This is a genomic window from Ramlibacter tataouinensis TTB310 (assembly GCF_000215705.1).
Classification (GTDB): domain Bacteria; phylum Pseudomonadota; class Gammaproteobacteria; order Burkholderiales; family Burkholderiaceae_C; genus Ramlibacter; species Ramlibacter tataouinensis.
This window is the reverse complement of sequence record NC_015677.1, coordinates 801,416-815,273: the sequence shown is the minus strand read 5'-3', so window position 1 is coordinate 815,273 and position 13,858 is coordinate 801,416. Positions and strand designations below refer to the sequence as shown.

General features: G+C 72.4%; 12 protein-coding genes. 6 read left to right on the top strand and 6 right to left on the bottom strand.

Annotated elements, in window-relative coordinates:
* Nucleotides 1-54: 54 nt before the first annotated feature.
* Entirely contained in the window at nucleotides 55-1,242 is a 1,188-nt protein-coding gene (metK, locus tag RTA_RS04010; RefSeq protein ID WP_013900098.1) for a methionine adenosyltransferase, read from the top strand.
* A 19-nt stretch (nucleotides 1,243-1,261) separates the two neighbouring features.
* Here metK and RTA_RS04005 read toward each other — a convergent pair whose 3' ends face one another.
* The 4 genes from RTA_RS04005 to RTA_RS03990 form a co-directional block, all read right to left on the bottom strand.
* Nucleotides 1,262-1,867 (bottom strand): SAM-dependent methyltransferase, encoded by a 606-nt coding sequence (locus RTA_RS04005; protein ID WP_013900097.1) that lies wholly within the window; start codon nucleotides 1,865-1,867, stop codon nucleotides 1,262-1,264.
* Nucleotides 1,868-1,892: 25 nt separating this feature from the next.
* On the bottom strand, nucleotides 1,893-3,344 hold the full coding sequence (locus RTA_RS04000) for an APC family permease (RefSeq protein WP_013900096.1): 1,452 nt from the start codon (nucleotides 3,342-3,344) through the stop codon (nucleotides 1,893-1,895).
* A 121-nt stretch (nucleotides 3,345-3,465) separates the two neighbouring features.
* A complete protein-coding gene (locus RTA_RS03995; RefSeq protein WP_013900095.1) occupies nucleotides 3,466-4,344 on the bottom strand; it encodes a hypothetical protein in 879 nt (292 codons plus the stop codon).
* Nucleotides 4,345-4,402: 58 nt separating this feature from the next.
* Entirely contained in the window at nucleotides 4,403-4,861 is a 459-nt protein-coding gene (locus RTA_RS03990; protein ID WP_041675023.1) for a hypothetical protein, read from the bottom strand.
* 223 nt (nucleotides 4,862-5,084) lie between these two features.
* On the opposite strand from RTA_RS03990, the gene RTA_RS03985 reads away from it, so the two are divergent.
* From RTA_RS03985 to RTA_RS03970, 4 genes are read left to right on the top strand one after another with little or no spacing between them, the layout of a single operon-like run.
* Nucleotides 5,085-6,212, top strand: a complete 1,128-nt coding sequence (locus RTA_RS03985) for a ferritin-like domain-containing protein (RefSeq protein WP_013900093.1) — start codon at nucleotides 5,085-5,087, stop codon at nucleotides 6,210-6,212.
* Nucleotides 6,213-6,261: 49 nt separating this feature from the next.
* The gene (ligD, locus tag RTA_RS03980) at nucleotides 6,262-8,847 is read left to right on the top strand and encodes a DNA ligase D (protein WP_041675022.1); all 2,586 of its coding nucleotides are present in this window, start codon (nucleotides 6,262-6,264) and stop codon (nucleotides 8,845-8,847) included.
* Between the two features lie 14 nt (nucleotides 8,848-8,861).
* Nucleotides 8,862-9,614 carry a histidine phosphatase family protein gene (locus tag RTA_RS03975; protein WP_013900091.1) on the top strand — a complete coding sequence of 251 codons (753 nt, stop codon included), beginning with the start codon at nucleotides 8,862-8,864 and terminating at the stop codon, nucleotides 9,612-9,614.
* Nucleotides 9,611-10,498, top strand: a complete 888-nt coding sequence (locus RTA_RS03970) for an NAD(P)H-hydrate dehydratase (RefSeq protein ID WP_013900090.1) — start codon at nucleotides 9,611-9,613, stop codon at nucleotides 10,496-10,498. Before RTA_RS03975 ends, RTA_RS03970 begins: the two co-directional genes overlap by 4 nt.
* 16 nt (nucleotides 10,499-10,514) lie before the next feature.
* Here the strand turns inward: RTA_RS03970 and RTA_RS03965 are convergent, their stop codons facing one another.
* Nucleotides 10,515-11,219: a hypothetical protein gene (locus tag RTA_RS03965; RefSeq protein ID WP_041675020.1), complete on the bottom strand. Its 705-nt coding sequence runs from the start codon at nucleotides 11,217-11,219 to the stop codon at nucleotides 10,515-10,517.
* Nucleotides 11,220-11,334: 115 nt separating this feature from the next.
* Complete coding sequence (locus tag RTA_RS03960; RefSeq protein ID WP_013900088.1) at nucleotides 11,335-12,333, bottom strand: polyprenyl synthetase family protein; 999 nt, start codon at nucleotides 12,331-12,333, stop codon at nucleotides 11,335-11,337.
* Between the two features lie 174 nt (nucleotides 12,334-12,507).
* Here RTA_RS03960 and RTA_RS03955 point away from each other — a divergent pair, with 174 nt between their 5' ends.
* Nucleotides 12,508-13,857, top strand: coding sequence for a glycosyltransferase (locus tag RTA_RS03955; protein WP_013900087.1), 1,350 nt, complete (start codon nucleotides 12,508-12,510; stop codon nucleotides 13,855-13,857).
* Nucleotide 13,858 lies beyond the last annotated feature (1 nt).

Genomic DNA, 13,858 nt, shown 5'->3' with positions numbered 1-13,858 from the left:
TTCGCCGAAGCTCCCGCGAGGCAACGCGCCTTGCAAACCGACGGAGTATCTCAAATGGCGAACGACTTCCTCTTCACTTCCGAATCCGTGTCCGAGGGCCATCCCGACAAGGTAGCCGACCAGGTCTCGGACGCGATCCTCGACGCGATCTTCCGCCAGGACCCGCGCAGCCGCGTGGCCGCCGAGACGCTGTGCAACACCGGCCTGGTGGTGCTGGCCGGCGAGATCACGACCAACGCCCACGTGGACTACATCCAGGTGGCGCGCGACACCATCAAGCGCATCGGCTACGACAACACCGATTACGGCATCGACTACCGTGGCTGCGCGGTCATGGTCTGCTACGACAAGCAGTCCAACGACATCGCCCAGGGCGTGGACCACGCCAGCGACGACCACCTCAACACCGGCGCCGGCGACCAGGGCCTGATGTTCGGCTACGCCTGCGACGAGACGCCCGAGCTGATGCCGGCGCCCATCTACTACGCCCACCGGCTGGTGGAGCGCCAGGCCCAGCTGCGCAAGGACGGCCGCCTGCCCTTCCTGCGGCCCGACGCCAAGAGCCAGGTGACCATGCGCTACGTGGACGGCAAGCCGCACAGCATCGACACGGTGGTGCTGTCCACCCAGCACGACCCCAGCCAGAGCGAGACGCCGACCAGGATGAAGTCCAGCTTCAACGAGGCCATCATCGAGGAGATCATCAAGCCGGTGCTGCCCAAAGGGTGGCTCAAGGACACGCGCTACCTGATCAACCCGACCGGCCGCTTCGTCATCGGCGGCCCGCAGGGCGACTGCGGCCTCACCGGCCGCAAGATCATCGTCGACACCTACGGCGGCGCCTGCCCGCACGGCGGCGGCGCGTTCTCGGGCAAGGACCCGTCCAAGGTGGACCGCTCGGCCGCGTACGCGGCGCGCTACGTGGCCAAGAACATCGTGGCCGCCGGCCTGGCGCGCCAGTGCCAGATCCAGGTGGCCTATGCGATCGGGGTGGCCAAGCCCATGAACGTGACGGTGTACACCGAGGGCACGGGCGTGATCCCGGACGACAAGATCGCGGCGCTGGTGAACGAGCACTTCGACCTGCGGCCCAAGGGCATCATCCAGATGCTGGATCTGCTGCGCCCCATCTACGAGAAGACCGCCGCCTACGGCCACTTCGGCCGCGAGGAACCCGAGTTCTCCTGGGAGCGCACGGATCGCGCCGCGCTGCTGCGGGACGCAGCCGGCCTGAAAGGCTGAGCCGCGCCGCGCAGCGGCCTCAAGCCTTCTTGTGCTCCGGCTTGATGGTCCAGTAGTAGATCGTCTTGTTGGCCACGCGCTCGGTGCGCTCGGGCGGCCAGGCCTCGCCCATGTCGAAATCGTGCGACACCACACGGGTGCCGACCTTGAGCTGCTTCCACAGCTGCGGACGCAGCTTCTGGTTGATGCTGGGCAGCAGGTAGAGCGTGACCACCGTGGCCGGCGAGAAGTCCGACTCGAACAGGTCGGCATTGCGGAACTCCACCTTGTCGCCCACGCCGGCCTTCTTCGCGTTCTCCCGGGCCTCGCTGATGCGCTGCGGATCGATGTCGATGCCCACGCCGCGCGACGCGCCGCGGTCCTTGACGGCCGTCACCACGATGCGGCCGTCGCCGCAGCCCAGGTCGTACAGCACGTCGTTCTTGCCGACCTTGCCGACCTCCAGCATCTTGTCCACCACCGGCTGGGGCGTGGGCACGTAAGGCACGTCCAGCCGCGGCGCGCTGGACGAGCTGTACTGGGCCAGCGCCCCGCGGGGCGCCAGCAGGCCGGCAAGCAGCGAGGGCACGGCCAGCGTGACCGCACGGCGCCGCGCGTCGGGGATGGGGGAATGGGGCTTGCGCATCGTTATCTCTCCTTGGGGATGAAGGTCAGGGGCGGGGGGAAGCGGCGGTGCGGCCGGCGCCGCGGTCCAGCGCCAGCAGCAGCAGCAGGCCCACGGCCAGCACCGCCACGCCGATCCAGGCGGCGTTCAGTCCGCCCAGGGACTGGCTGTACACGTAGGACAGGCTGGACCAGAGCATGTAGGCGCAGGTGGCCACGAACAGCAGCGGCAGCAGCGGGTACAGCGGCACCTTGAACGGGCGCTCGGTGGCGGGCTCGCGCCGGCGCAGCACGAACAGCGCCAGGCCCGACAGCAGGAAGAACAGCCAGAACACGGGCGCGGTGAACTCCACCATGGAACGGAAGCCGCTGCCGGTCCAGGCGCCCAGCGCCACCAGCAGCAGCGCCGCGATGTTCTGCACGTGCATCGCGTTGGCCGGCGTGCCGCGCTCGCTGTCCCAGAACGCCAGCTTGCCCAGCGCCGGCCAGTCGCGGCCCACGGCGTAATTGGTGCGGGCGCCGACGATCATGGTGGCGTTGATGGAGGTGACGGCCGCCACCGCCACCAGCACCGCGATGATCTTCTCGCCCACCGTGCCGAAGGCCACGCGCATCAGGTCGGCGGCCAGCGCCTGCGACTTGGCCATGCCCTCCAGCCCCAGCCCGCGCCAGTAGGCCCAGGTCACCAGCAGATACAGCGCGGTGATGACCAGGATGGACAGCACCAGCGCGCGCACCATGTTGCGCCGCTTGTCCTTGAGCTCGGCGCTGATGTAGCCGGCCTCGTTCCAGCCGCCGTAGGTCAGCAGCACGAACACCATGGCCAGGCCGAAGGACGACAGGGACGGGGCCGCGGCGGCGCCCGCTGCCGGCGCCGCGGGCTGGTGCGAGGTGGCGCCGGCCAGCCACAGCGCAGCCGCCACGATGAGCAGCAGCCCGCCCACCTCGGCGGCGGTCAGCCAGGTCTGGGCCGACGTGCCGGCCTTGATGCCGCGCGAGTTGATCCACCACAGCACCAGGATGGCCGTGACCGCGTACACCACCGGCCCGATGGCCCGGCCGCCCAGGTACAGCGGCAGGGCCTGCTGCAGGTAGTCGCCGAACACGAAGGCCAGCAGCGCGATCGAGCCGGTGGTGATCACCGAGAAGCGGGCCCAGCCGAACAGGAAGGACACCGAGCGCCCATAGGCCCGCTTGAGGAAGTGGTAGTCGCCGCCGGCGCTGGGATAGGCCGTGGTCAGCTCGGCGTAGCACAGCGCGCCGATCAGCGAGATCACGCCGCCCAGGATCCAGGCGCCGAACATCCAAGGCGCGCTGCCGGTCATGCCGGCGACCATGGAAGGCGCCTTGAAGATGCCGGCGCCGATCACCACGCCGACGATGAGCATCACCGCCTCGCGCAGGCCCAGCACCGCCGAGGGTTCGTTGGAAAACACGGGGCGCGAGGCCTGGCGCCGGGCCGCTTCGGCGCTGGCGGCCCGCAGAGCATGGTCGTTCATGGAAAGTCCTGGAGCCGCCAAGCTCGGCGGGCTCCGCATCATCGAAGCCGCTTAGCTCAAGTGCTTGTAGGCCCGGTATGAACCTGGTGTAGGAATGTGCTTTCGCAGAGCCACTCAGGTACTACTGGAGCAAGGTTTGTTGACGTTCGTACTCGTGCCGCTTCATCGCCGCGTAGGTGGGCCAGTCCATCTCGCGCAGCTGCCGCGGATAGCGCTCGGTGGCGTCGAACCAGCGGCGGATGCGCGTTTCCACCCGCTGGGGCGGCGGGGCCGCGAGCGAGTCCAGGTAGGCGTCGATCGCCAGGTAGTAGCGCACCGCGTTGCGCTCGACCGCACCGCGCACGCCGCCGATGTGCTGGGGCTGGCCCGCCGCGTCGCGGCCGGTGCGCGTGAACCCCACCTTGTCGGCGCCCACGGTGGCCAGGTAGGCCTGCATGGCGAGCCGGCCCGCCATGCCATAGCCGTAGGCATAGCTCAGGTGCATGAAGGTGCGTCCGCCCTCCAGCGGGATCGCCGAGACGCTGATGCGGTAGTCGCGCGTGCCCAGCGGGCCTTCGGCGGCGGACAGCCGGGTCTCGAAATAGTCGGCCTGCGCAGCCACGTTGCGGAAGGCGAAGGTCAGCCGGTAGGCCTGCTCCACCGGCTGGTCGTGCTTGCGGCCGATGCGCACGCGCAGCGCCGGCCCGTCCGCGGCCCCCACGGCATGGCAGTACTTGGTGTTGAACGGCAGGATCAGGATGTCGCACCAGCTGGGCGGTTCGCGCAGCGCGTCGCGGACGCGGGCGAACGGGTGCTCGAGCACGGCGTACACGTCGCCCTTGAGCGCGTCGCCCGACTCGGCCGAATCGATGTGCAGCGCCTCGCCGAAGCCGTTGTTGCGCAGCTCGTCGCGCAGTTCCGCATGGCGGGCGCGCAGCTGTGCCGGGTCTGCGAGCGCCTGCCAGGCGGCCAGCCCCAGCAGGGCCGACAGCATCGCGGCGCGCAGCCGGCGCCAGGTCATCGGACAACCTTTGCCCTGCGGGCTGCGGTGCGATGGGCCTTCGGAGCGGCCGTGCGGCTCATGCGTGCTCCGTGCGCTGCGCGCCGCTGGCGGCACCGCCCTCGTCCGGCGGCTCGTCCTCCAGCACGGCGGTGATGTCGAGCTGGATGCCGCCCATGAGCAGCGAGTGCGGCTGCACGGCATAGACAAAGCAGCCGCGCGAGCCCAGGTCCAGCGCCATGCGCAGCCGCGGCGCGGGCACCGACTCCCAGGCCCTGATCAGGCGCGTGCGCACCAGGTTGTCGCCGCACTGAAGGTGGCGCAGCTGCCGGTGGTTGCGCGCCAGCGCAGCGGCATCCAGGTAGCTGCCGGCCGACTTGTCGCGCGTGTGGAAGTTGATCGTGAGGTCGATGGACAGCGTGAGCAGGCTGCCCTCCACCTCGAGCTCAAAGCGCCGGCCCATCAGGCCATCGCTGGCGTCGCCGTGGGAGTACCCCAGGTGCAGATGCGATGCGGTCTTGCGCAGCGAATGCCTCATGGCCCCGGAGATTGCCGCGCAGCGGCGCCGCCAGCTGTAGGACAACGGTGCGAGGCCCTGTGCGCCTGCCGGGCCGTGGGTGCGCGAAGCCTTGGCATTTTTTCCTACAGCCGCTCCCCGGCTTGGCTGACGGCCGGGTTGGGCGCACGGGTCGGAAGATGCATCAAGAGCCCCACGCGCACGCAACGCGCGGGCCTTTCACCCTCACCCCAAGGAGCATGACATGGCTGCAGACGAAAGAGATTCGAACCGCGATCCCATCACCGACGAGCCCGGCGCCCATCCCGTGGGTACCGGCGTGGGCGCCACCGGTGGCGCCGTGGCCGGCGCGGCGGCCGGCGCATTGGGCGGCCCGCTGGGCATGGCCGTGGGCGGCGTTGTCGGCGCGGTGGTGGGCGGACTGGCGGGCAAGGCCGCGGCCGAGGCCATCAACCCGACCGCCGAAGAAGCCTACTGGCGCGACAACTACGACCGCGAGCCTTACTACGAGCAGGGCCGCAGCTTCGACGACTACGGCCCGGCCTACCGCCATGGCCTGACCGCCCGCACCCAGTACGACAGCTGGGACACGGCCGAGCCTCGCCTGGCTTCGGACTGGGACAGCGCCCGCGGCGGCTCCTCGCTCAGCTGGCCGCAGGCCCAGCCGGCCAGCCGCGCGGCCTGGAACCGCGTGGACACCACGATGCGCTCGGGCAGCAGCGGCTTTTCCGACGTCACCGGCTCGGGCGGCGTGTCCGCCGCCAACTCCGATGGCGTGACCACCGACTCCAGCCTGGACATGGGGCGTGACCGCTCCACCGGCGTGCCCGGCTCCACCGGCGCCGGCATGGGCTCGGGCACCGGCGTGGGCGGCGTGGCCGCGGCGGTGGGCGCGGGCCAGACGGCCGGCAACAACAGCGGCGACACGGCCGACGTGATCGACACGCTGCAGAACCTGGTCGAGTGCTGCAAGGACGGCGAGTACGGCTTCCAGTCGTGCGCCGAGCAGACCCAGCGGCAGGACCTGAAGTCGCTGTTCCTGCAGCGCGCCGACGACTGCCGCAAGGGCGCGCAGCAGCTCAATGAGCAGATCCGCAGCCTGGGCGGCAGCGCCGAGGACGGCGGCAGCACGCTGGGCGCGATCCATCGCGGCTGGGTCTCGGTGAAGTCGACGCTGACGACCTACGACGACAAGGCGGTGCTGGAGGAGGCCGAGCGCGGCGAGGACAACGCCCTGGCGCGCTACCGCAAGGCCCTGCAGAAGCCGCTGCCTGCGCACATCAAGCAGGTCGTGGAGCATCAGATGCAGGGCGTGCAGCGCAACCACGACCAGATCAAGATGCTGCGCGACCAGGAGCGGATGAAGAGCTGAGCGCAAGGCGAAGGGGCGCGGGCGCGGGCCCGCGCGCCCCGTTGCAGCCGTGGCAGACGACCGCACCCCCTCCTCTTCTTCCCCCGCCCTCAGGACGTACCGGGACAAGCGCAACTTCGATGCGACGCCGGAACCCGCCGAGGGCGGCGTGCCGAACGAGCAGGAGCGGGCCTTCGTGGTCCAGAAGCACTGGGCCACGCGGCTGCACTACGACTTCCGGCTGGAGCTGGAAGGCACCATGAAGAGCTGGGCCGTGCCCAAGGGCCCCAGCTTCGACCCGGCCGACAAGCGCATGGCGATGCCGACCGAGGACCACCCTATCGCCTACAACCGCTTCGAGGGCACCATCCCGCCGGGCAACTATGGCGCGGGCAAGGTCATCATCTGGGACAAGGGCACCTGGGTGCCGCTGGAAGACCCGCACCGGGGCTGGCGCGAAGGCAAGCTGAAGTTCGAGCTGCGCGGGCACAAGCTGCGCGGCCACTGGACGCTGGTGCGCATGAAGGGCCGCGGCAATGGCCGCGAGGACCCCTGGCTGCTGATCAAGGAACGCGACGAGCTGGCCCGGCCGGCGGCCGAGTTCAGCGTGGTCGACGAGATGCCGGACAGCGTGGGCCACCTGCCCGACGTGCCGGAGGGCGCGGCATCCTCCCCGGCACCGTCCTCCAGCTCGGCCCCTGCTGCGGATGCCGCGGTGCCCGCGTCCGTGGCGCCGCAGGCAGCCGTCGGCGGACCGCCCGCCGGCGCGCGTCCCGCGGCGCTGCCGCAGGAGATGCAGCCGCAGCTGGCGACCCTGGTCGAGGGGCCGCCGGAGGATCCGCAGAACTGGATCTACGAGATCAAGTTCGACGGCTACCGCATGCTCGCGCGCGCCGAGGGCGGCGCGGTGCGCCTCGTCACCCGCAACGGCAACGACTGGACGCACCGGCTGCCGCACCTGGAGCGGGCCCTGGTCGCGATGGAGCTGCCCGACGGCTGGTACGACGGCGAGATCATCGTGCCGGGCAACGGCACCCCCGCCGACTTCCAGTCGCTGCAGGGCGCCTTCGAGAGCTCGCGCACGGCCGACATCGTCTACCACCTGTTCGACCTTCCCTATTGCGCCGGGCACGACCTGCGCGACGTGCCGCTGGAGCAGCGTCGCGCGGTGCTGCAGCGGGTGGTGGAACGCCGCCCGCAGCCGGGCGTGCGCTTTTCCGCCGTGTTCGACGCGCCGCCCGAGGACATCGTGGCCTCGGCCTGCCGCCTGGGGCTGGAGGGCGTGATCGGCAAGCGGCGCGATTCCCGCTACGTCACGCGGCGCTCGGCCGACTGGATCAAGCTCAAGTGCGCGCGGCGCCAGGAATTCGTCATTGGCGGCTTCACCGACCCCAAGGGCTCGCGCACCGGCATAGGCTCGCTGCTGCTGGGCGTGCACGGTGCCCAGGGCGAGCTGAAGTACGCCGGCAACGTGGGCACCGGCTTCAACGAGCAGAGCCTGCGGCAGCTGCGCGAGCGGCTGGACGCGCTGGCCACCGACACCAAGCCGTTCGCGTCCGGCGCGCAGATCCCGAAGAAGGCGCACTGGGTGCGGCCGGAGCTGATCGCCGAGGTGTCCTTCGGCGAATGGACGCGCGACGGGCGGGTGCGGCATTCGGTGTTCCGCGGCCTGCGCGGCGACAAGGCGCCGCAGGCGATCACGCGCGAGGAGGCGATGCCGGCACCCGCAGCGGAACCGGCACCCGCACCGGCAACGGCATCCGTCGCCCTGCCCGCCAAGCTGCGCGTCAGCCACCCGGAGCGGGTGATCGACGCCGCCAGCGGCACCACCAAGATCCAGCTGGTGCGCTACTACGCCCTGGTGGCGCCGCTGATGATGCCGCACCTGAAGAACCGGCCGGTGTCTCTGGTGCGCGCGCCCCAGGGCATCGGCGGCGAGCTGTTCTTCCAGAAGCACGCGGAGCGCTACCAGATGGCGGGCATCGAGGCGCTGGACCCGGCCCTCGATCCCGACCACCCGCCCGTGCTGGAAGTGGTGCGGCCCGAGGGCCTGCTGTCGGCGGCGCAGATGAACGTCATCGAGTTCCACACCTGGAACGGCGTGAAGACCGCCATCGCCAAGCCCGACCGCATGACCTTCGACCTGGACCCGGGCGAAGGCGTGCAATGGCCGCAGGTGCAGGAGGCGGCGCAGCTGGTGCGCGCCTTCCTCGGCGAGCTGGGGCTGCCGGCCTTCCTCAAGACCAGCGGCGGCAAGGGGCTGCACGTGGTGGTGCCGCTGAAGAAGCAGCGCGACTGGGACACGGTGAAGGATTTCTCGCAGGCCATCGTGCAGCACCTGGCCCGCACCCTGCCCGACCGCTTCGTCGCCAAGAGCGGGCCCAGCAACCGGGTCGGCAAGATCTTCATCGACTACCTGCGCAACGGCTACGGCGCCACCACGGTGGCCGCCTGGTCGGCCCGCTCCCGGCCCGGCCTGGGCATCTCGGTGCCGGTGCGCTGGGAGGAGCTGGGCGCCTTGGGCAGCGGCGCGCACTGGACCGTGGCCACGGTGCACACCCGGCTGGATGAGGGCAACGCGCCCTGGTCCGACTACGAGGCGCAGCGCGCCGGCCTGTCGCGCGCCATGAAGACGCTCGGCTTCCAGAGACCCTGAGGGATGCGGCAGGCATGATCAAGGACGGCCCGGCGCAGCTCTGGATCGTGCGGCACGGCCAGAGCGCCGGCAACGTGGCGCGCGACCTGGCCGAGGCCAGCGGCGCCGCCATGATCGACATCGCGTTCCGCGACGTCGACACGCCGCTGTCGGCGCTGGGCGAGGAGCAGTCCGTCGCCCTGGGCGGCTGGTTCGCCGCCCTGCCGCCCTCGCAGCGGCCCGACGCCATCCTGTGCTCGCCCTACGTGCGCGCGCGCGAGACCGCGCGCCTGCTGCTGGCGCAGATGCCCGGCGGCGCCGGCCTGCGGGTGCGCGTGGACGAGCGCCTGCGCGAGAAGGAGTTCGGCATCCTGGACCGGCTCACCGTGCATGGCATCCGGCAGAAGTACCCCGAGCTGAGCGAGCAGCGCGGCCACGTCGGCAAGTTCTACTTCCGCCCGCCCGGCGGCGAGAGCTGGTGCGACGTGATCCTGCGCCTGCGCAGCCTGCTGGAGATGGTGGCGCGCGAGTACGCCGGCCAGCGCCTGCTGCTGGTGGCCCACCAGGTCACGGTGACCTGCGTGCGCTACCTGCTGGAGGAGCTGGACGAGGCGCAGGTGCTGGCCATCGACCGCCAGGGCGACGTGCCCAACTGCAGCGTGACCTCGTACCGGCGCGATGCGGCCGGCACCCTGGCGCGCGACCTGGTGTACTTCGTCGCGCCGCTGCGCGAGGCCGGCGCGCCCATCACCACGGAGCCGGACGCGCCGCTGGCCGCCAAGCCATGAGCAGAAACGCACCGCAACCCGCGACGCTGGACGCGCAGGCGCTGCGCGGCTGGCCCCTGCCGGCCCTGGCCGACGACGCCGACAAGGAGGCGCGCGGCCGCATCCTGGTGGTTGCCGGCAGCCGCGAGATCCCCGGCGCCGCGGTGCTGGCGGCCACCGCCGCCCTGCGCGCCGGCGCGGGCAAGCTGGTCATCGCCACCGGCGCCAGCGTCGCCCAGCCCATGGCCTTCGCCATGCCCGAGGCGCGCGTGATCGCCCTGCCCGAGACGCCGGGCGGCGGCTTCCAGGCCGGGAGCGCGCAGCTGCTGGCCGACACCGCGGCAGCGGCACAGTCCGTGCTGGTCGGCCCCGGCCTGATGGATGCGCAGGCCACGTGCGACTTCGTGCAGGCGCTGCTGCCCCGGCTGGCAGGCCGCCCGGTGGTGCTGGATGCGGGCGCGATGGACGTGCTGCAGCGGCAGCAGCGCCTGGCCGAACCGGTGCTGCTCACCCCCCATGCCGGCGAGATGGCGCACCTGAGCGGCCTGGACAAGGACGAGGTGCTGCGCGATCCGCTGTCGGCGGCGCTGGCCGCGGCCCGGCGGTGGAACGCGGTGGTCGCGCTCAAGGGGCCGGTCACGGTGATCGCCACGCCCGACGGCCGCGCCTGGCGCCACCAGGGCGGCAACTGCGGCCTGGCCACCTCCGGCTCGGGCGACACGCTGGCGGGGCTGGTCGCCGGGCTGGCCGCGCGCGGCGCCGACCTGGTGCAGGCCTGCGCCTGGGGCGTGGTGCTGCATGCGCAGGCCGGCGAGCGGCTGGCGGCCCGGCGGGGCGCGGTCGGCTTCCTGGCGCGCGAGCTGCCGGACGAGATGCTGGCCGCGCTGAACGCCTTGCAAGCCTGAGCCGGGACGCCGCGGCTCAGGCCTGGGCGGACCCCACCCAGGGCAGCGACAGCCGCCAGCACCAGCCCTCCCGCTCCAGGCGCACGGATTCGGCGGCCGCCAGGGCCTCCAGGTCCTGGTGCGCCAGGCCGCGGTAGCCGGCTTCGGTGGCGAAGCCGCCGGCGCCCTGCGCCGGGCGCACGGTCAGCGTGAGGACCGCCCCTTCGGCACCCGCCTGGGCCGTCAGCACCAGTTCCGCCGGCGAAGGCTGCTCGTCGGTCGCATGGATCAGCAGTGCCGTGAGCATGGTGCGCAAGGCGGCGCGGCGCACCTGGCCAGGCAGGGGGCCGACCTCGTTGCGCAGCCCGTAGCCGCGGAAGCTCAGGTTGCTCGCCAGCAGCCCGGCGCACTCGCGCACGCCGTCGGCCAGCGGCATGGCGGCGTTTTCCTCCGGCACCAGCCAGGTCACCACGTCCAGGCAGGAGCTCAGCGCGGCCCGGGCGAAGCCATGGATCTTGTGGGCACTGCCCAGGGCCTGCGACAGGTCGGGCTGGGGCGCGCGCAGGCGGCGCTGCATGACCTCGTAGACCATGCCGATGGGCTGCAGGTTGACCACCAGGTGGTGCCGCATCGCCGGCGCCAGGCGCCGCAGCAGCACGTAGCGCGCGGCCTCGGCCTGCGCCGGGTCCCTCCATGCGAACCCGGCGGAAGGCTCTTGCGTGGCGGGCAGTTCATGGCTCATGGGAGGGCCATGGTTTCACCCCGCCGGGTGCCTGTCAACGGTACCTGACCGGACTGCGCCAGGCCGGCGTCACCAAGCCCGCGCCCCTGCTCAGCCGTGGAAAGAACCGCGTTTTCTAGGAAGCGGAGGCATGTCCCTCGGCCCCGCCCGCGCCTGCCGCCACCGCTGCGGCGACAAGGTCGGGTGCGGGCGCGCGTCGCCGCGGTGCGGGCGTCTTGGCGGACACGGCAGGCGGCGCGCTGCCGAAGGCCTGGCGCAGCAGCACGCACAGGGTCTCGTCGCCGCGCAGGCCGCTGCGCAGCAGGCCCTCGGCCCGCCGCAGATGAGCGTCCATCCGCTGCTGCACCGCCGGGCGCCCGAGCAGCGCCACCATGGTGCTCTTGCCCACGTCCTTGTGCCGGTCCTTGAGCGGCACGGCCGTGCCGGCTGCGCCGTCCTCCAGGTCGTCGCGCAGCTGGAACGCCTGGCCGATCTCGCCGGCCGCGGCGCGCAGCGCAGCCACCGCATCCGGCGCGCCGGCCGCCAGCGCCGCCATCTCGAGCGCGGCGGCGAACAGCACGCCGGTCTTCTGCTCGTTGGTTTCGGCGATGTCCTGCAGGCTGCGCGCGGCGGCGCCTTCGCGCAGGTCGCGGTACTGGCCGCGCACCAGGCCGCGCGCGCCGACGGCGTCGCACAGCACACCGACCAGCTGCGCCCGCACCGCGCCGTCCAGCCCAGGCGCGGCTGCCACGGCGCCATACGCCTGGGTCAACAGCGCTACCGCAGCCAGCATCGCGACGTCCTGGCCATGCCGCACGTGCACCGCAGGCCGGCCGCGGCGCAGCCGGGCATCGTCCATGCAAGGCATGTCGTCCAGCACCAGGGAGGCCGCGTGCACCATTTCCACCGCACAGGCCAGGTCGAGCACCGCCTCACCCCGGCCGGCCAGGGCCCGGCCCGCCGCCAGCATGAGCAGGGGGCGCAGGCGTTTCCCCGGCGCCAGGGCGGCATCGCGCATGGCGGCGCCGAGGCCGTCCGCGCCGGGCGGCAGCAGCTGCGCCAGCCGCGCGTCCACGCTGGCGCGCCAAGCCAGCAAGGTCTGCAGGGTCACGGTCGGTACGGCGGAGCTGGACATGGAGGTTCGTCCTTGGGTACGGTCGTTGGGGATGGCGTGGCGCGTGGGTGCCCTGCTCGCAGCAGGTTATCCAAGGCCTTTCCTAAACGGGGCAGTCAAGGGGCGAACGCGGCGCCGTCCTACAGCACACCTGTCCCAAAATGAGACTGCCCCGCCTGTCGAGCCTCTCTCACCGTGCGCCACTTCGCCGTCCTCGCCCCACCCTTCCTCAGCCATGTCCGCGCCCTGGAGGCGCTCTGCGGCGAGCTGCTGGCCCGCGGCCACCGCGTGAGCTGGCTGCACCAGGGCGAGGCGCGGGCGCTGCTGCAGGACCCGCGCATCCGCTTCCGCGCGCTGGGCCGGCAGACGCACCCGCCCGGCAGCCTGCAGCGGGTGATCGAACGCGCCGCGCGGCCCGGCGGACCGCTGGGCCTGGCCCGGGTGATCGCCGACGTGGCCGCCGCCACCGACATGCTCTGCAGCGAAGCCCCTGCCGCCCTGCGCGACCTGGGCGTGGACGCCGTCATCGCCGACGAGATGGAAGCGGCCGGCGGCCTGGTGGCCGAAGCGATGGGCCTGCCCTTCGTCTCGGTGGCCTGCGCGCTGCCGGTCAACCGCGAGGCGCGCCTGCCGCTGCCGGTGATGCCCTGGGGCTGGGCGCGCGACCTGGCGGGCGAGCGGCTGAACGAAGGCAGCGCGCGCGTGTACGACTGGCTGATGCGGCCGCATGCGCGCGTGATCGCCCGCCATGCACGCGGGTTCGGGCTGCGCCCGCGCGAGACGCTGGCCGAGTGCCTGTCGCCGTTGGCGCAGATCAGCCAGACCACCGCCTCGTTCGACTTCCCGCGGGAGGCCGCGCCGCCGCAGTTGCATCACGTAGGTCCGTTGCGAGCACCGACGCGGCGGCCGCAACGCCTGAGCTTCCCGCCGCAGCGCCAGCCGAAAGCCGATGTGCCCTTCGTCTTCGCCTCCCTGGGCACGCTGCAGGGCGGCCGCTTCGGCCTGTTCCGCCGGATCGCCCAGGCCTGCCGCGACGAAGGCGTTCAACTGCTGCTGGCCCACTGCGACCGGCTGGGCATGCGCCAGGCCCAGGCCCTGGAGCGCAGCGGCGCGACCTGGGTCACCGGCTTCGCGCCGCAGCAGGCGGCGCTGGAGCGGGCCGACGTGGTGGTCACCCATGCCGGGCTCAACACCGTGATGGATGCGCTGGCCGCCGGCACCCCGATGCTGGCCCTGCCCGTCGCCTTCGACCAGCCGGGCGTGGCCGCCCGCGTGGTGCACGCCGGCGCCGGCTGCAAGCTGCTGCCGCTGCTGGCCAGCCGCTCGGCCCTGCGCGAGTCGCTGCGCCAGCTGCTGGACGACCCCGGCTACGCGGCGCGCGCCCGCGCCCTCGGCGCGGACGTGCGCGCGGCCGGCGGCGTCACCCGGGCGGCCGACATCGTCGAGCAGGCCTCGAGGACCGGGCGGCCGGTGCTCCGGTCGGGCGAACCGGCCCGCTCGGGCACGCCCGTCCCGGCGCCGACGCTCATGCCGCAGCGGGCCTGAG